This is a genomic window from Pseudomonas sp. F-14 TE3623 (genome assembly GCF_053629015.1).
Genome location: NZ_JBRJHM010000001.1, coordinates 233,700 through 252,201, shown reverse-complemented (window position 1 = coordinate 252,201; position 18,502 = coordinate 233,700). Strand labels below are relative to the sequence as shown.

The 18,502-nt window shown below is 61.0% G+C and carries 16 protein-coding genes; 15 read left to right on the top strand and 1 reads right to left on the bottom strand.

Annotated elements, in window-relative coordinates:
- Positions 1–160 precede the first annotated feature (160 nt).
- The 6 genes from pilG (at position 161) to AB7M29_RS01080 (ending at position 10,171) form a co-directional block, all read left to right on the top strand.
- The gene (gene pilG / locus AB7M29_RS01105) at positions 161–565 is read left to right on the top strand and encodes a twitching motility response regulator PilG (RefSeq protein WP_038980984.1); all 405 of its coding nucleotides are present in this window, start codon (positions 161–163) and stop codon (positions 563–565) included.
- A 57-nt stretch (positions 566–622) separates the two neighbouring features.
- Entirely contained in the window at positions 623–988 is a 366-nt protein-coding gene (gene pilH / locus AB7M29_RS01100) for a twitching motility response regulator PilH (RefSeq protein ID WP_007897961.1), read from the top strand.
- Positions 989–998: 10 nt separating this feature from the next.
- Positions 999–1,553, top strand: coding sequence for a chemotaxis protein CheW (locus AB7M29_RS01095; RefSeq protein ID WP_454246170.1), 555 nt, complete (start codon positions 999–1,001; stop codon positions 1,551–1,553).
- Between the two features lie 157 nt (positions 1,554–1,710).
- Positions 1,711–3,768, top strand: a complete 2,058-nt coding sequence (locus tag AB7M29_RS01090) for a methyl-accepting chemotaxis protein (protein WP_217857465.1) — start codon at positions 1,711–1,713, stop codon at positions 3,766–3,768.
- 51 nt (positions 3,769–3,819) lie between these two features.
- Entirely contained in the window at positions 3,820–9,723 is a 5,904-nt protein-coding gene (locus AB7M29_RS01085) for an Hpt domain-containing protein (protein WP_454246169.1), read from the top strand.
- Positions 9,716–10,171, top strand: coding sequence for a chemotaxis protein CheW (locus AB7M29_RS01080; RefSeq protein WP_253546493.1), 456 nt, complete (start codon positions 9,716–9,718; stop codon positions 10,169–10,171). The genes AB7M29_RS01085 and AB7M29_RS01080 overlap by 8 nt, the downstream gene beginning before the upstream one ends.
- Before the next feature lie 154 nt (positions 10,172–10,325).
- Here AB7M29_RS01080 and AB7M29_RS01075 read toward each other — a convergent pair whose 3' ends face one another.
- Entirely contained in the window at positions 10,326–10,703 is a 378-nt protein-coding gene (locus tag AB7M29_RS01075; RefSeq protein WP_454246168.1) for a DUF6124 family protein, read from the bottom strand.
- Between the two features lie 485 nt (positions 10,704–11,188).
- On the opposite strand from AB7M29_RS01075, the gene AB7M29_RS01070 reads away from it, so the two are divergent.
- From AB7M29_RS01070 to mdcH, 9 genes are all read left to right on the top strand, one after another.
- The gene (locus AB7M29_RS01070) at positions 11,189–11,818 is read left to right on the top strand and encodes a nucleotidyltransferase domain-containing protein (RefSeq protein WP_454246167.1); all 630 of its coding nucleotides are present in this window, start codon (positions 11,189–11,191) and stop codon (positions 11,816–11,818) included.
- Complete coding sequence (locus tag AB7M29_RS01065) at positions 11,781–12,206, top strand: hypothetical protein (RefSeq protein WP_454246166.1); 426 nt, start codon at positions 11,781–11,783, stop codon at positions 12,204–12,206. Before AB7M29_RS01070 ends, AB7M29_RS01065 begins: the two co-directional genes overlap by 38 nt.
- A gap of 263 nt (positions 12,207–12,469) precedes the next feature.
- Positions 12,470–14,140: a malonate decarboxylase subunit alpha gene (gene mdcA / locus AB7M29_RS01060; RefSeq protein ID WP_217857460.1), complete on the top strand. Its 1,671-nt coding sequence runs from the start codon at positions 12,470–12,472 to the stop codon at positions 14,138–14,140.
- A complete protein-coding gene (locus tag AB7M29_RS01055; RefSeq protein ID WP_454246165.1) occupies positions 14,140–15,015 on the top strand; it encodes a triphosphoribosyl-dephospho-CoA synthase in 876 nt (291 codons plus the stop codon). The genes mdcA and AB7M29_RS01055 overlap by 1 nt, the downstream gene beginning before the upstream one ends.
- The gene (locus AB7M29_RS01050) at positions 15,015–15,314 is read left to right on the top strand and encodes a malonate decarboxylase subunit delta (protein ID WP_454246164.1); all 300 of its coding nucleotides are present in this window, start codon (positions 15,015–15,017) and stop codon (positions 15,312–15,314) included. Before AB7M29_RS01055 ends, AB7M29_RS01050 begins: the two co-directional genes overlap by 1 nt.
- Positions 15,307–16,170: a biotin-independent malonate decarboxylase subunit beta gene (locus AB7M29_RS01045; protein WP_454246163.1), complete on the top strand. Its 864-nt coding sequence runs from the start codon at positions 15,307–15,309 to the stop codon at positions 16,168–16,170. Before AB7M29_RS01050 ends, AB7M29_RS01045 begins: the two co-directional genes overlap by 8 nt.
- Positions 16,167–16,970, top strand: coding sequence for a biotin-independent malonate decarboxylase subunit gamma (gene mdcE / locus AB7M29_RS01040; RefSeq protein WP_454246162.1), 804 nt, complete (start codon positions 16,167–16,169; stop codon positions 16,968–16,970). The genes AB7M29_RS01045 and mdcE overlap by 4 nt, the downstream gene beginning before the upstream one ends.
- Positions 16,964–17,584, top strand: coding sequence for a malonate decarboxylase holo-ACP synthase (locus tag AB7M29_RS01035; protein WP_454246161.1), 621 nt, complete (start codon positions 16,964–16,966; stop codon positions 17,582–17,584). The genes mdcE and AB7M29_RS01035 overlap by 7 nt, the downstream gene beginning before the upstream one ends.
- Positions 17,581–18,492 (top strand): malonate decarboxylase subunit epsilon, encoded by a 912-nt coding sequence (gene mdcH / locus AB7M29_RS01030; RefSeq protein ID WP_454246160.1) that lies wholly within the window; start codon positions 17,581–17,583, stop codon positions 18,490–18,492. Before AB7M29_RS01035 ends, mdcH begins: the two co-directional genes overlap by 4 nt.
- Positions 18,493–18,502: the final 10 nt, after the last annotated feature.

Below are 18,502 nucleotides of genomic sequence, written 5' to 3'. Positions count from 1 at the left end.
AGTGTGTTCCCGGTCAAGGAAAAACCACCGCCAGGGTCGCCCGATAGATTGGAGGGGGAGACTGTGCTAAAAAGGCTCGGCCCTTGATCAATAAGGGTTTTGAGCGATCAATGAACCGTAAACGGACAATTTGATTCACAAAGGCGACGGTAGAGCCACTATGGAACAGCATTCCAGCGCCTTGAAGGTCATGGTGATCGATGATTCGAAAACGATTCGTCGCACCGCCGAAACGCTGTTGAAAAATGTGGGCTGTGAAGTCATCACCGCAATCGATGGTTTCGATGCCCTGGCCAAGATTGCCGACAATCACCCCGGCATCATCTTTGTCGACATCATGATGCCGCGTCTGGATGGTTATCAGACCTGCGCTTTAATCAAGAACAACAGTGCGTTCAAGTCCACGCCAGTGATTATGCTGTCGTCCAAGGACGGGTTGTTCGACAAGGCCAAAGGCCGGATCGTCGGTTCCGACCAGTTTTTGACCAAGCCTTTCAGCAAGGAAGAACTGCTGAACGCGATTCAGGCCCATGTACCGGGCTTCGCCGCCGTTTCGCCGCAGTAGGACACGCACAGTGACGCTCGGCCATGGGGCCCGGTGTCGACAAGAATGGGGAAGACCATGGCACGTATTCTGATCGTCGATGACTCGCCGACTGAAATGTACAAATTGACCGGCATGCTCGAAAAGCACGGTCATGAGGTGTTGAAAGCCGAAAACGGCGCCGACGGCGTGGCCCTGGCCCGTCAGGAAAAACCCGACGCGGTGCTGATGGACATCGTCATGCCCGGCCTTAATGGTTTCCAGGCGACCCGTCAGCTCACCAAAGACCCGGAAACCGGGCACATTCCGGTGATTATCATCACCACCAAGGATCAGGAAACCGACAAAGTCTGGGGCACGCGCCAGGGCGCCAAGGACTACCTGACCAAACCGGTCGACGAAGACACCCTGATCAAAACCCTGAACAACGTGCTGGCCGGTTGATCGTCCGGTCATGACCGAGTCGCTGACGGCTTTCGAACTGCTGCTGCAGATTGACCAGCGCTGTCGTCTGCTGGCGGCAGACCTGCCGTCCCAGCCGACCCGACAAGACAGTTGGAGCGGCATCGGCTTTCGCTTGGGCGAGCATTGGTACGTCGCGCCCATGGGCGAAGTCAGCGAAGTCCTGCACGAACCGCGCGTTACACAATTACCGGGGGTCAAACCCTGGGTCAAGGGCGTGGCTAACCTGCGCGGGCGCCTGCTGCCGATCATGGATTTGCATGGCTTTTTTTATGGTTATGAACCCGGCCATGAACTGCCTGCCTTGCGCAAGCAACGGCGGATATTGGTGGTGGAGCACAAAGACGTGTTTGCAGGGTTGATGGTCGATGAGGTCTTCGGCTTGCAGCACTTTGCCCAGGACAGTCTGGAGCCGGTGCCGGCCGATGACTTGCAAGGGCCGATGTCGGCGTTCGTCAAAGGCCGGTTTCAGCGTGAGCAGAAGTGGCAGGTGTTCAGCCCGTTTGCGTTGGCGCAGTCGCAAGGATTCATGAACGTCGCCGTATAACCGGCGCGACGCCGATTTAATGTGGGAGCGGGCTTGCTCGCGAAAGCGGTCATTCATTCAACATTGATGCTGACTGACCCATCGCCTTCGCGAGCAAGCCCGCTCCCACAGGGTTCTTCGGCAAGGTTCACAGATGCTGGTTAACAGGCGAAGACCGATGATAAAAGCTAAAACAGGCAAGCCAGAAGGGTCGCGCAGTCGGTCGCAGATCATCGTGCTGTTCATCGCGCTGATTGTCTTCATCATGCTGCTGTTCGCCAACTTCGCGTACCTCAACACCCAGGCGAATTACGACAAACAGTACATCGGCCACGCCGGTGAGCTGCGTGTGCTGTCCCAACGCATCGCCAAGAACGCCACCGAAGCCGCCGCCGGCAAGGCCGCGGCGTTCAAGTTGCTCAGCGATGCACGCAACGACTTCGCCCAGCGTTGGGGCTATCTGAAGAAAGGCGATCCCTCCACCGGCCTGCCCCCGGCACCGTCCACCGTGCGCCCGGAAATGCGCGCCGTGCAGCTGGATTGGGAGCGTCTGCTGAAAAACACCGACGCCATCCTCTCCAGCGAACAGACCGTTTTGTCCTTGCATCAAGTCGCCGCGACCCTGGCTGAAACCGTGCCACAGTTGCAGGTCGAGTATGAAAAGGTCGTCGAAACCCTCCTGCAACGTGGCGCCCCCGCCACTCAGGTGGCGATGGCCCAGCGTCAGTCGCTGTTGGCCGAGCGAATTCTCGGTGCGGTGAACACCGTGCTGTCCGGCGATGAAAATTCGCAGCAGGCGGCCGACGCTTTCGGTCGCGATGCGGCACGTTTCGGCCTAGTGCTCAACGGCATGCTTCAGGGCAATGCGGCACTGAAAATCAGCCAGGTCGAAGACCGTGATGCGCGCGCCCGGTTGACCGAGATTTCCGAACTGTTCGAATTCGTGTCGGGTTCGGTGGACGAAATCCTCGAAACCTCGCCGGAGCTGCTCAAGGTCCGCGAATCGGCCACCAACATCTTCACCCTGTCGCAAACCCTGCTCGATGAAGCCTCGCACCTGGCCAGCCGTTTCGAAAACCTCGCCGGCGGGCGCAACACCGATACCATCGGCGGTTACGTGCTGGGTTTGCTCGCACTGACATCGATCATCCTCATCGGTCTGGTGATGGTGCGCGAAACCAACCGTCAACTGCGTGAAACCGCTGAGAAGAACGAGCGCAACCAGAACGCGATCATGCGTTTGCTGGACGAAATCGAAGACCTCGCCGACGGCGACCTGACCGTGACCGCCTCGGTGACTGAAGACTTCACCGGGACCATCGCTGACTCGATCAACTATTCCGTCGACCAACTGCGCGATCTGGTGGCGACCATCAACCTCACCGCCGGCCAGGTCGCCGCCGCCGTGCAGGAAACCCAGGCCACCGCCATGCACTTGGCCCAGGCCTCGGAGCATCAGGCGCAGCAGATTTCCGAAGCCTCCACGGCCATCAACGACATGGCCCAGTCCATCGATCAGGTCTCGGCCAACGCCGCTGAGTCCTCTGCGGTGGCCGAGCGCTCGGTGGAGATCGCCAACAAGGGCAACGAAGTGGTGCACAACACCATCCATGGCATGGACAATATTCGCGAGCAGATTCAGGACACCGCCAAGCGCATCAAACGGCTGGGGGAGTCTTCTCAGGAAATCGGCGACATTGTCAGCCTGATCGATGACATTGCCGACCAGACCAACATCCTCGCCCTCAACGCGGCCATTCAGGCGTCCATGGCCGGTGACGCCGGGCGCGGTTTTGCGGTGGTGGCCGATGAAGTGCAGCGCTTGGCCGAGCGCTCGTCAGCGGCGACCCGGCAGATCGAAACACTGGTGCGGGCGATTCAGACCGACACCAACGAAGCTGTGATTTCCATGGAGCAGACCACCACCGAAGTGGTGCGCGGCGCGCGTCTGGCGCAGGATGCCGGGGTGGCCCTGGAAGAAATCGAAGGTGTATCGAAGACCCTCGCGGCATTGATCCAGAGTATTTCCAACGCCGCGCAGCAACAGACTTCGTCGGCCGGCCAGATTTCCCTGACGATGAACGTGATCCAGCAGATCACCACGCAAACCTCGTCCGGCTCCACCGCCACCGCCGAGAGCATTGGCAACCTGGCGAAAATGGCCAGCCAGCTGCGGCGTTCGGTGTCCGGTTTCACCTTGCCGGACGCTAAAGCGCAGACTGCGGACAAAGCTTGAACCGACTACGGGTGTTTGCTTTTTTTGACTGGAGCGGTGATTGGAGTGGTTATGGGTGATCGGCACGACTATGTGGCCCTCGAGTGGGTCAAAGGCGAGATTGCCGAAACGCTGAAACAGGCTCATCAGGCGATCGAAACCCTGATCGACGACCCGCAGGCGACGCACACGCTGAGTGAGTGTCTGGCCTGTGTCCATCAGGTACACGGTAGTTTGCAGATGGTCGAGTTTTACGGCGCGGCCCTGCTCGCCGAAGAGATCGAGCAGCTGACCAGCGCCTTGCAGCAGAACCGCGTCAGCCATCGCGACGAGGCGATCCATCTGTTGCTGCACGCCTTGGGACAATTGCCGACCTACCTCGACCGAGTGCAAGGCGCCCGTCGTGACTTGCCTTTAGTCGTGTTGCCATTGATCAACGACCTGCGCAGTGCCCGCGGCGAAAGCCTGCTGTCGGAAACCAGTTTGTTCAGCCCACAACTGCCGGAGCTGGCGCCCCTGAGCCCGCAAGCCCTCGCAGTGCTTGAACCGTCCGACTTGCCGAATGTGCTGCGCAAATTGCGGCAGATGTTGCAGATGGCCCTGGTCGGTTTGTTGCGCGAGCAGGATGACGAAACCCATTTCGGTTATCTGGCCAGGGTGTTTGCGCGTCTCGAAACGCTGTGCGGCAATGCGCCCCTGAGCCCGTTATGGCACGTCGCTTCGGCACTGGTCGAGGGCATGCGCAATGGCTCGATCGCCAACAGCCCGGCGTTGCGTAGCTTGTTCAAGGACGCCGACAAAGAGCTCAAGCGTTTGCTCGAACAGGGCATGCCCGGCATCAATCAACCGGCACCGGCAGAGCTGCTCAAGAGTTTGTTGTTCTATATTGCCAAGGCCGAACACCCCACCGGGCAGATGCTGACCATGAAAGATCGCTACTCACTTGACGATGCGCTACCCGACGGCGCGATGGTCGATGAAGAACGGGCACGGCTGGCCGGCCCTGACCGCGACGCCATGCGTTCGGTATTGTCGGCGCTGTGCGAAGAGTTGGTGCGGGTCAAGGAGCGCCTGGACCTGTTCGTGCGCAGCGACCGCCAGCACACCTCGGACCTCGAAAACCTGCTGGCGCCCCTGCGGCAAATCGCCGATACCTTGGCGGTGCTCGGTTTCGGCCAGCCGCGCAAGGTCATCATCGATCAATTGGCGGTGGTGCTGAGCCTCGCTCAGGGCCAGCGTGAACCCAACGACGCGACCCTCATGGACGTCGCCGGGGCCTTGCTCTACGTCGAAGCGACCCTGGCCGGCATGGTCGGTACCGTGGAGCCGGAAAGCCAGGAAGACAGCCGTCTGCCGACCACCGACCTGACGCAGATCCATCAGATCGTGATCAAGGAAGCGCGCATTTGCCTGCAACAGGCCAAGGACATGATCGTCGACTACATCGACGCCGACTGGGACCGCCAGCATTTGCAACCCTTGCCGGCGTTGCTGACCCAGGTGCGCGGTGCGTTGGCGATGATTCCGTTGGCCCGTGCGGCGAGCCTGGTCGAGACCTGCAACGGCTTCATCCGCGAGCATCTGCTGGTGGACCCGGACCAGCCCGGCTGGCAGCAACTGGACAGCTTGGCCGACGTGATCACCAGCATCGAATATTACCTGGAGCGCCTCAGCGACGACCCTGAAGCACCGGGAGAACACCTGCTCGACGTCGCGGAAAAAGGCCTGGCCTCACTCGGCTTCTTCCCCAGCGAACAGCAGGTGCCGATGCTCAAGGATGTACTCAGCCCCAGTGAAGCCCTGGTTATGCAGGACATGCAGGAACTGGACGACCCCGAAACCGTTCAGTCTCTGGCCGATGTGTTGGCCAGCCCGGTGTCATCCGTCAACCCGCCAGCCCTGACCACGCCGGGTAGCCTGTTGCCGCCCCCCGCCGGTGAAGAACCGGTAGACGATGAGCTGCGGGAAGTCTTCCTCGAAGAGACTGACGAGGTGCTGGAAATTCTCGAGGAGTATCTGCCGCGCTGGTCGGCCAACCCCGACAGCACATCGGTCTTGAGTGAATTGCGCCGGGCCTTCCACACCCTCAAAGGCAGTGGCCGGATGGTCCGTGCGCTGGTGCTGGGTGAGTTGGCCTGGGCGGTAGAAAACCTGCTCAACCGCGTGCTTGAGCATAGCGTCTCCCCAGGGCCGGCGGTGCAACAACTGGTGGGCGATGCGCTGAAGCTGCTGCCGGAACTGGTGGCCGAGTTCGCCGCCAATGCCCAGCGTCAACGCAACGATGTCGATCAACTGGCCGCCCGCGCCCATGCCCTCGCCAAGGGTGATAAACCGGTGTCCGATGAGGACGTGCAGGATGTCACGGCGCTCGATCCACTGTTGCTGGAGATCTTCCGCAACGAAGCCGAAACCCATTTGAGCAGCCTCAATCGCTTCCTCGACCAAGCCTCCGAACACGTACCGCTTCAGGCCAGCGACGAGTTGCAGCGGGCGTTGCATACGCTCAAGGGCAGCGCCTCGATGGCCGGCGTACTGCCGATTGCCGAGTTGGCGGCGTCGCTGGATGAACTGACCCGGGAGTACAAGGCGCACCGGATTGCCCTCGATCTGGACGAAGTTGAATTGCTGCTGGAAGCCGAAGGGCTGTTCCGCCTTGGGCTGCGACAACTCAAGAGCGACCCGCTGGCTGAAATCCCCGACGCTCGCTCGCTGATCGAGCGAACCAAGGCATTGCTGGCCGAGCGTCTGCAAAACCTGTTGAGCACGCCCAATACGAAGCAGCGCATCAAGCGCGATCCGCAACTGATCAACAACTTCCTCGCCCAGGGCATGGACATCCTGCTGGACGCCGAAAGCCTGTTACAGCGCTGGCAGCAACATCCCGGCGAGCGGCAGGAACTCAGCGCGCTACTGGATGAATTGACCACCCTCGGCGAAGGCGCGCACCTAGCCGATCTGCATCCGGTGGATGAGCTCTGCGAAGCATTGCTCGACCTTTATGGCGCGGTGGAAGAAAGCAGCCTGGCGGTCAGCGACAGGTTTTTCCACGATGCGCAAAGTGCCCATGAAGCGCTGATCAACATGCTCGATGAACTGGCCGCCGGCCAGGAAGTCACTGCGCAACCGGAGCGCGTTCGGGCTTTGCGCGGCTTGCTCGATGAGAGTCTCGATCCATCCTCCATGGGCCTGATTCGCAGTGACGGCAGCCGCACCCTGAGCATCCGCGAACTGGGCAGCGCCACCGCCGAGCTGGAGCAGAGCGCGACGCAGGTGGAGCTGGACGACGAAATCGTTTCGATCTTCCTTGAAGAAGCGGTGGATATCCTCGAAAGCGCCGGCCAGGCCTTGCAACGTTGGCTGAGTGACCCGGACAACGCCGCGCCGCTGTTGTCCTTGCAGCGCGATTTGCACACCCTCAAGGGAGGTGCGCGGATGGCCGAGGTCGAGCCGGTCGGCGATCTGGCCCATGAACTTGAAAGCCTTTACGAAGGCCTGGTGGACCGCCGTTACAGCCACAGCGAAGCACTGGCGCAGTTGCTGCAACAGAGCCATGACCGACTGGCCATGTTCCTTGATCAGTTGCAGCACAACCGTCCATTGGGTGATTCGGGTGAGTTGATCGCGGCCATTCGTGAGTTTCGCCAAGGCAATGCCGGCAGCGTCGAGGTGGTCGAACCAGCGGTCAGCAATGACTCGGCGGGCCATGATCCCGAGCTTCTGGATATCTTCCTCGAGGAAGGTTTCGACATCATTGAAAACTCCGGCGCGGCACTGTTGCGCTGGCAGGCCGAGCCGTCGAGTCGCCAGGAAGTGGAAACACTGTTGCGCGATCTGCACACCCTCAAGGGTGGCGCGCGGATGGTGGAGATTGTGCCGATTGGCGACCTGGCCCATGAACTGGAATTCCTCTACGAAGGCTTGTCGGCGGGCGTGCTGCAACCCACCGCTGAGTTATTCTCGCTGTTGCAACGCAGCCATGACCGACTGGCGCAGATGCTCGACGCCACACGCGCCGGTCAGCCATTGCCGCCGGCCGATCGGCTGATCGATGCGATCAAGAATTTCAGCCATCCGGCGGTGCCCGAAACATCGGCACCCATGACTCTACCCGTAGCGGCCAAAGCCGAGCCAACCGCGCTGCAACCGGAAGGCACCGATACGGTCAAGGTTTCGGCGGAGTTGCTCGACGACCTGGTCAACCTGGCCGGCGAAACTTCAATCTTCCGTGGGCGCATCGAACAACAGGTCAACGACGCACGGGTGGCCTTGAACGAGATGGAAACCACCATCGAACGCATGCGCGACCAGTTGCGCCGCCTCGATACCGAAACCCAGGGGCGGATTCTCAGCCGTCAGCAAGTTGAGGCTGAACGCCTGGGCTACGAAGAATTCGACCCGCTGGAGATGGACCGTCACTCGCAGTTGCAACAGTTGTCTCGGGCGCTGTTCGAGTCTGCCTCCGACCTGCTTGACCTCAAGGAAACCCTCGAGCGGCGCAATCAGGACGCGGAAAACCTGCTGCAACAGCAAGGCCGCATCAACACCGAATTGCAGGAAGGCCTGATGCGTACGCGCATGGTGCCGTTCGAGCGAATGTTGCCGCGTTTGAAGCGCATCGTTCGTCAGGTCGCCAGCGAACTGGGCAAGGACGTGGACTTCATCGTCGGCAACGCCGAAGGCGAGATGGACCGCAACGTCCTCGAACGCATGGCCGCGCCGCTGGAACACATGCTGCGCAACGCCGTCGATCATGGCCTGGAATCGGCCGAGGTGCGTATCGCGGCGGGTAAACCGGCCCAAGGCAAGATCACCCTGGATTTGTCCCGAGAGGGCGGCGACATCATTTTCGACATCCGCGACGACGGTGCCGGCGTGCCTTTGGACGCCGTGCGACGCAAGGCGATCAAGCGCGGATTACTCCACCCGGACAGCGATATCAGCGACCGCGACGTGCTGCAATTCATCCTGCAACCGGGGTTCTCCACCGCCGAAAAAATCACCCAGATCTCCGGGCGTGGCGTGGGCATGGACGTGGTTCACGAAGAAGTCCGGCAGCTCGGCGGCAGCATGATCATCGACTCTGTGCCAGGGCAGGGCGTGCATTTCCGGATTCGCCTGCCGTTCACCGTGTCGGTCAATCGCGCGCTGATGGTGCAGTGCGGGGAGGATCAATACGCGATCCCGCTGAACACCATCGACGGCATCGTTCGGGTGTTGCCCAACGAACTCGAAGGGCATTACCGGCTCGATCCGCCGACCTACGAATACGCCGGGCAACGTTATGAGTTGTGCTATCTCGGCGAGCTGCTGAAAACCAGCACCCGCCCGAAACTGCTGGGCCAGAGCCTGCCGTTGCCGGTGTTGCTGGTGCAGTGCAACGAGCGGCACGTCGCGGTGCAAGTGGATGCCATGGCCGGCACCCGGGAAATCGTGGTCAAAAGCCTTGGCCCGCAGTTCGCCGCGGTGCAGGGTTTGTCCGGCGCGACGATTCTCGGCGATGGCCGGGTGGTGCTGATTCTCGACTTGCTGGCGCCGATCCGTGCGATGCAAGCGCGGGTGCCGCAACGACCAGTGACACAGGACGTAGAGCCCGAATCGCAACGGCCGCTGCTGGTGCTGGTGGTCGACGATTCGGTCACCGTGCGCAAGGTCACCAGCCGTCTGCTGGAACGCCACGGCATGAACGTGCTGACCGCCAAGGACGGTGTCGACGCCATGTTGCTGCTCGAAGAACACATGCCCGACCTGATGCTGCTGGACATCGAAATGCCGCGCATGGACGGCTTCGAAGTGGCGACCCAGGTACGCGCCGACGAGCGCTTGCAGCATCTGCCAATCATCATGATCACCTCTCGTACCGGCCAGAAACACCGCGACCGCGCCATGGCCATCGGCGTCAATGACTACCTCGGCAAGCCATACCAGGAATCGGTGCTGCTCGACAGCATCGCCCGGTGGAGCAAAACCCATGCATGAACACCGCTCCAGCAACCTCACTGGGCTTTTATTGCCCTTGGCTGATCGCAACCTGATCCTGCCTAACGTCGCCGTCGCTGAGCTGATCGACTATCAGCCGGGGGCTTTCGATCTCGATACACCGCCGTGGTATCTGGGGCGGGTGACATGGCGGGAACGGCAGATTCCGCTGCTCAGTTTCGAGTCGGCGTGTGGCAACAAAGTGGTGATCGGTGAGCGAGCACGGATCGTCATCCTCAACGCCCTCGGCGGGCGGCCTGAGCTGAAGTTCATTGCGCTGCTGGTGCAGGGGATTCCGCGGTCTTACAAGCTGGATAGCCAGTTGAGCTATGTCGATGTGCCGTTGTGTTCACTGGAACAGGCGGCGGTGCAGGTTGGGGAGCAAGTGGCGAAGGTGCCTGACTTGCTCGCGCTGGAGGAGCTTCTTGTAAGCGCAGGTCTGGTCTGACCGGACCCCTGTGGCGAGGGGGCTTGCCCCCGTTGGGTTGCGAAGCAGCCCCAAAACCTGCAACCGAGCTGTATCAGGTAAACCGAGAACAATGGTTTTACGACTGCTGCGCAGCCGAACGGGGGGCAAGCCCCTCGCCACAGGGGTTTGTGCGTTAAACCCCGGCCTGAGCCTTCATCTGCAACGACTCATGATGATCCAGCACCCGCTCCACCAACAACTGCACGCCATCTGCCAAACGGCTGAGCGCCAAGGCGACAGAGCGGCGTGAGCCTTCCACATCGTCCGCCAGATCGGCAGCAATGGCGCTGATGGACAGCAGGTCTTCGGAGGCATTGGCCAGAAGGGCTTCGGTGTCGATATCGGGGGAGACGGTGAAGAGCTGGGACTTACGACGTTTGGCCGGTTTTTCGTGGGGTGACGGGAAGTAATGGGAGAAGGCGCGGTTGGCGGCTTCCTTCATTTTTTCTGCATCGAGAGATGCTTGGGAATCGGTGTCGGTTTCCGGGGGATTGGGAGTAGCTTTGAACATAGTGATTCTCCGCTTATGGTTTGGAGCTGGCCCTTTCGGTTTCCGAACGAAGGGGTGGCAGCTGTACGCAGGCTGGAAACCCGGGAAACGGCAACCCGGTTGACCCGAAGGTCTCCCGCGCACAGCCGCCATAACGGAGTGCACACTTTAAAGGTGCGCAAGCATACGTCATGAGTGGCGCTTTCACGCCGTTTGCTCGTCGGGGTTTCCAATCCCGGTCGCTGAATTGGCAGCGACCGACAAACAATAAAGATCAACGCAAAACCGCACCAGTCGGCGGGTTCCGGCATTGCTGTAGGCAGCGACGCCAGACTGCGTAGCCTCTCACCGTTCCTGCGGACAAACTTTTAAACACAAAACCCCAAGCCGTCGGACCTCCCTGTGGTGAGGGGGCAAGCCCCCTCGCCACAAAGGTTTCTGCATTATGTTGAAGATTCCCAAAAAGGGACCTATCGTTCCTTTTTTGGGACTTATCGGTCGTTGCCGTGAAAAACCTGTCACTAAGTGAAGCCTTGTTCACCACCACCCAGCAAAAAGTGCTCGGCCTGCTGTTTGGTAAACCCGACCGAAGTTTTTACGCCAACGAGATCGCCCGCTGGGCTCAAGTGGGTAAAGGCAGCCTCATGCGCGAGCTGGATCGGTTGCAGCGGGCAGGCGTGCTGACCATGACCCGTCAGGGCAACCAGACCCACTATCAAGCCAATCCCGACTGCCCGATCTATGCGGAACTGCTGGGCATTGCCCGCAAAACCTTTGGTATTGCCGAGCCTCTGCGTCAGGCGCTCCAACCCTTTGTCGAACAGATCACCTGGGCATTTGTGTACGGCTCTATCGCCAAGGATCAGGCAAACGCATCCAGTGACATTGATCTCATGCTGATCGGCGAGGGCCTGCACTACAGTGAAGTGATGGAGCGGCTTATACCGATGGAAGAGCAGTTGGGCCGCGTCCTCAACCCGACGCTCTACACCCCCGACGACTGGGCCGCAAAACTGGCGGCTGAAAATAGTTTTGTCGTGCGGGTAGCGCAGCAGGACAAAATCAATCTGATGGGGGGAAACCCTTTGGAGTCCAAGGATGGGCAGCAACGAGAACCTGGAAAACCTGTTACGTAGCGGTGGACTGAAAGCTGAGCCGCCGGATCGCAAGGAATGCGAAGGGCTGATGCGTTCGGCTGTGGATCGATTGAAAGACGCGCAAACGTCTTCGCTTTCCTTCGCGAGTCGTTTCGACCTGGCTTACAACGCTGCCCATGCCCTTGCACTGACGGCTCTTCGCTTGTGCGGCTACCGTTCAGACAAGCGATATCTGGTGTTTCAGTGCCTGGTTCATACCACTGATATTGGCAAAGTACAGGTTCGGCTATTCGCCCTGTGTCATGAGCGACGAAACCTGGCGGAGTACGAAGGCTATATGGATGAAGATCCGGCGTTGTTGGCGCAGCTATTGGAAAGCACCGAGCAGCTGCAGATTCGTGTGCAGCAGCAGATGACCGGAGTGTAATGCTCTGCCATTGAAAACTGCGGGGATTGTTCTGGCCCCTTCGCGAGCAAGCCCGCTCCCACAGGTATTGTGGGTGACTCAGGATTTGAGCACGACACGGACACTGTGGGAGCGGGCTTGCTCGCGAAGGCGGTCGGCACGGGCAACGAATCCCTCCCGCCAACCATTACCCTGACCGTAACGATCCAACACTCTGCTTGATTGATGCCCCCCACCCAACGCTCCTAAGGTGACTCCCACGACAGCGAACCCGTGGAGTGGTCATGACAACAACAATATCCCCCGACTCGCGATGGACGCGGCGGCGCAGCGAAAAGCAGCGGCGTCTCGAGCTGGTGCGGGGTTTCGCCGACGGTGTGGTGTTGCCCACCGACAAGATCGTTGCGGCGCTGGAGGCGTTGATTCTGCCTGGCGACCGTGTGGTGCTGGAGGGTAATAACCAGAAGCAGGCGGATTTCCTTTCCCGCTCCCTGGCCAAGACCGATCCGGGCAAGCTGCATGACTTGCACATGATCATGCCCAGCGTCGGGCGTTCCGAGCACCTGGACCTGTTCGAGCGCGGTATCGCCCGCAAGCTCGACTTCTCGTTCGCCGGCACCCAGAGCCTGCGCATCAGTCAGTTGCTCGAAGACGGTTTGCTGGAAATCGGCGCGATCCACACCTATATCGAGCTCTATGCGCGGCTGGTGGTCGACCTGATTCCCAACGTCGTGCTCTCGGCCGGTTTCATGGCCGACCGCGCCGGCAACATCTACACCGGACCGAGTACCGAAGACACCCCCGCGTTGATCGAACCTGCCGCCTTCAGCGACGGCATCGTCATCGTCCAGGTCAATCAATTGGTGGACGATGTCAGCGAACTGCCCCGCGTCGATATCCCTGCGTCCTGGGTCGATTTTGTGGTGGTGGCCGACAAGCCGTTCTACATCGAACCGCTGTTCACCCGCGACCCACGACACATCAAGCCTGTGCACGTGTTGATGGCGATGATGGCGATCCGCGGGATCTACGAAAAACACAACGTTCAATCGCTCAACCACGGCATTGGTTTCAACACCGCGGCCATCGAACTGATCCTGCCGACCTACGGCGAATCCCTCGGTTTGAAGGGCAAGATCTGCCGCAACTGGACGCTCAATCCTCACCCAACCCTGATCCCGGCCATCGAAAGTGGCTGGGTCGAAAGCGTGCATTGTTTCGGCACTGAGCTGGGCATGGAAAACTACATCGCCGCTCGACCGGATGTGTTCTTCACCGGCCGCGACGGCTCGCTGCGTTCCAACCGGATGTTCTGCCAACTGGCCGGGCAATATGCGGTGGACCTGTTCATCGGCGCGACCCTGCAAGTCGACGGCGACGGCCATTCCTCCACCGTGACTCGTGGACGGCTGGCCGGTTTCGGTGGTGCGCCGAACATGGGTCACGACCCGCGCGGTCGCCGCCATGGCACGCCGGCCTGGCTCGACATGCGTCACGACGATGCACCCGAAGCGCTGCTGGAACGCGGTAAAAAACTCGTGGTGCAAATGGTCGAGACCTTCCAGGAGGGCGGCAAACCGACCTTCGTCGAAACCCTCGACGCGGTGGAGGTGGCGAAGAAAAGCGGCATGCCGCTGGCGCCGATCATGATCTATGGCGACGACGTCACCCATCTGCTCACCGAAGAAGGCATCGCCTATTTGTACAAGGCCCGTTCCCTCGAAGAACGTCAGGCGATGATCGCCGCCGTCGCCGGGGTGACCGCCATCGGCCTGCGCCACAACCCGAAAGACACCGCCCGCATGCGCCGCGAAGGCCTGATCGCCTTGCCCGAAGACCTCGGCATCCGCCGCACTGACGCCACCCGCGAGCTGCTCGCAGCGAAAAGCGTGGCCGATCTGGTGGAGTGGTCCGGTGGCCTCTACAACCCGCCCGCCAAGTTCAGGAGCTGGTAATGCACGCATTCAACCTGCAACCGAAACCTTTAACCCTGACTGAGCGGCTGGCGGATCTCGCGGTGGACGCGCTGATCGACGAAGCGGATCTGTCGCCGAAACCAGCGCTGGTCGATCGTCGCGGCAATGGCGCGCACACCGATTTACACCTGAGCCTGATGCACGCCTCGGCGCTGTCGCTGTGGCCGGCGTTCAAGGCAATGGCAGAAGCGGCCATCGAGTTTGGCGAAGTCGGTTTACCCCTGCGCGAAGCCCTCGGGCGGATTGGCCGTGACGGTGAGCAAATGATGCTCGCCACCACCAACGGTGTGAATACTCATCGTGGGGCGATCTGGGCGTTGGGGCTGTTGGTCGCTGCAACGGCGCTGGAGTGCACGAATACCCCAGCAAGCGCCGTGACCTTGCGCGCTGCACGTCTGGCCTTGCTCGACGACCGTTACGCGCCGCGTCCTCTGAGCCATGGCGCCCAAGTCGCCCAGCGTTATGGCGCTCGCGGTGCACGCGAAGAAGCACAGCTTGGTTTCCCTGCAGTGATTCAACGCGCACTGCCGCAACTCAAACTCAGCCGCGCCGCCGGCCATGGCGAACAGAACGCTCGGCTCGACGCCTTGCTGGCGATCATGACCCATCTCTCTGACACCTGCGTGCTCTACCGCGCAGGCGAAACCGGCCTGCAGACCATGCAACTCGGCGCTCAAGCGGTACTCGACGCCGGCGGCAGTGCGAGCCTGGCCGGCCGTCGCCGTTTGCATGAGCTGGACCAACAATTAATCGCGTTGAATGCCTCGCCCGGCGGCGCTGCGGACTTGCTCGCAGCCTGCCTGTTTATCGACCGTATCGACTCGGGCGACGGCATCTTCCAGGGAGCGTTTTGATGGAAACCTTATCCTTTGAGTTCCCCGCCGGGCAGCCGCCTCGGGGCAGGGCGCTGGTGGGCTGTGTGGGCTCGGGCGATCTGGAAGTGCTGATCGAACCGGGGATGGCCGGCAAGCTGACGATTCAGGTGCAGACCTCGGTCAACGGCAGTGAACAACGCTGGCAGCATCTGTTCGCGCGGATGTTCGACGGCCAGACACCGCCCGCGATGGCGATCGATATCCACGATTTCGGCGCCACTCCCGGCGTGGTGCGTTTGCGCCTGGAACAAGGCTTCGAGGAGATCAGCCATGACTGACAGCGCAGCGCTTCTCAACCCATACCTACAGAGACGCAGCTTCGTCGAACTCGGCGCCCGGCAACGGGCCAAAGCTTTGCTCGACGCGGGTACTTTTCGTGAACTGCTCGACTCGTTTCAGCGCGTCATGTCGCCATGGCTGTCGCGCCAGGGCGTGGTGCCGCAAGCCGATGACGGCGTGGTGATCGCCAAGGGCAGCCTCGGCGGTTTGCCGGTGGTGATCGCGGCCATCGAAGGCGCGTTTCAGGGCGGCAGCCTGGGTGAAGTCGGCGGGGCGAAGATTGCCGGTGCGTTGGAACTGGCCGCCGAGGACAACCGCAAAGGCATTCCCACTCGCGCCGTGTTGCTGCTGGAAACCGGTGGCGTGCGTTTGCAGGAGGCCAACCTAGGGTTGGCGGCGATTGCCGATATTCATGCGGCGATTGTCGATTTACGCCAGTACCAGCCGGTAGTCGGCGTAGTCGCCGGCAGCGTCGGTTGCTTTGGCGGCATGTCGATTGCCGCCGGGTTGTGCAGCTATTTGCTGGTGACTCAGGAAGCGCGCCTTGGCCTCAACGGCCCGCAGGTGATTGAGCAGGAAGCCGGGCTTGAGGAATACGACTCCCGCGACCGGCCGTTTATCTGGAGCCTGACCGGTGGCGAGCAACGTTTCGCCACTGGGTTGGTGGATCGCTATGTCAGCGATGACGTGGTGCAGATTCAGCAGCAGGTCGGCGAATTGCTCAAGCAGGGTTTGCCGGCGCAGCAACGTAGCCGCCAGGCCGAATGGTTTCTGCAACGGCTGGCCAGCCTGGACGCCGAACCACAAATCGAGCCGTCGACGGTTCGCGATCTGTATCAAGGAGAGCGCTCATGAGTTCGTATTCCCTGAGAGGCTTGAACTGGTTCAACGCCCTGAGTGCCGGCGCGAAACCGGTCGAGGGTTTACCGGCGTCGTTGAAAGTCGCCGATGGTTTATTGGGTGAGCAGCCTGCGCGTTTTATCGCGGTGGTGGCCGATCCCGACAACCGCTTCGTCCGCGCCCGCAATGGCGAGGTCGGTTTGCTGGAAGGCTGGGGCCTGGCCAAAGCGGTGGATGACGTTATTGCTGCGGATAACGACAAACCTCAAAAACGCGCCTTGATCGCCATTGTCGATGTGCCGAGCCAGGCTTACGGCCGACGCGAAGAAGCCCTCGGCATTCATCAGGCCTTGGCCGGTGCGGCGGACAGTTATGCCCGCGCCCGACTGGCCGGGCATGCGGTGATTGGTTTGCTGGTGGGCAAGGCGATGTCCGGGGCGTTTCTCGCTCATGGTTATCAGGCCAACCGGCTGATCGCGCTGCGCGATCCGGGCGTGATGGTGCATGCGATGGGCAAGGCGTCGGCGGCGCGGGTGACATTGCGCAGTGTCGAAGAACTTGAAGCCTTGGCCGCCAGCGTGCCGCCGATGGCCTATGACATCGACAGCTTTGCCAGCCTGGGTTTGCTTTGGGAAACCTTGTCGGTGGATCAGATCGAACAACCGACGACGGCGGATCTGGCGCGGGTGAATGAGTGTCTGGTTCAGGCGATTGAAAATGTCGAAGCCGGTCATCGCGATCTGAGTAGTCGCTTGGGTGCGAACAATCGTGCCGCGTCGAGCAAGGTTCGCCAACTGTTGAGAGAGCAGTGGTGAACACGTTTCTGGCCCACGACCTGCTGTGGGGGATGACCCCGGAGCAGTTGCCTGCGGATGCGCCTACGTGGGTGATCGAGTCGATCAGCGCGGGTCAGCCGGTGGTGGTTCGGCGCGCGATAACTGCGCCGGATCAAATCGCGGTCGGCGTGCGCGGACGCTTGCGTGAACAGCGTTATGCAACGTCGATGGCGATCACAGCGATTTCGCGTCGGGTAAGGCCGGAAGAGCTGTGTCATGTCGAGACGGTTCGGGATCTGCCGGCGTTGCGAGCGCTGGCGCAACTGCGGCCGATACTCGACACCTGCGGTTGGGTGTGGGGTGTCAGCGGCAGCGCCGGGTTTGAATTGGCCAGCGGTTTTGCGGCGTTGCATGAGCGCAGCGATCTCGATTTGATTCTGCGTACACCGCAACCGTTGAGCCGACTTCAAGCGCAAGAGTTGGTGACGCTTCTCGGCACCGCTGAATGTCTGGTCGACATGCAATTGCAGACGCCGAATGGCGCCGTGGCTCTGCGCGAATGGGCCGGCCCGTCGCAACGGGTGCTGCTCAAAAACGCTCAGGTCGCCTGCCTGGTCACCGATCCCTGGAACCCGCAGGAGCAAGCAGCGTGAGCAGTTTGCTGGTGTTTCCCGGCCAAGGCGCGCAGCAACCGGGCATGCTCCATCGTTTGCCTCGGGAAACGCTGATCGAGGCGAGCGAGGTGCTGGGTGAAGATGTTTTGTTGCTCGATTCTGCCGAGGCGTTGCAGTCGACGAGGGCGGTTCAGCTGTGCCTGCTGATCGCCGGAGTGGCCGCTTCACGTCAGTTGTTATTGAGCGTGGATTACGTGGCCGGATTGTCCATCGGCGCCTACCCGGCGGCGGTGGTCGCCGGCGCCTTGAGCTTCAGTGATGCACTGCATCTGGTCAGCCTGCGCGGCGAACTGATGCAGCAGGCTTATCCTCAGGGCTATGGCATGACCGCGATCATCGGTCTGGATCTGGCGACGGTGGAAGGTTTGCTGGCGCAGGTTCATAGCCTCTACACGCCGGTTTACCTGGCCAACATCAACGCCGATAACCAAGTGGTCATTGCCGGCAGCGATGGTGCGATGAAAGCCGTTGCCGAGGTGGCGAAAGGTTGTGGCGCCGGTCTGGCCAAACGTCTGGCTGTCAGCGTGCCGTCCCACTGTCCGCTGCTGGAAGCTCCGGCGAAAATCCTGGCCGAAGCCTTCGCCAAGGTGCAATTGAAAACGCCGATTCTGGGTTATCTGAGCGGCAGTCGCGCCCGGCCTGTTATCAATCCCGAGGCGTTACGCGACGACCTGGCCTTCAACATGTGCCGCGTGGTGGATTGGCGCGGCACGGTGCAAAGCGCTTACGAGCGTGGCGTACGTCTACAGATCGAACTGCCGCCCGGTGCGGTGTTGACCGGATTGGCGCGCCGGGTGTTCGAGCAGGGCACCGTGATTGCCTTCGACGGTGCGCGGCTTGATACCTTGCAGGCGCTGTTGCGTGAGGAGGGAAGCCGCCAACCCTAGATCACCGACT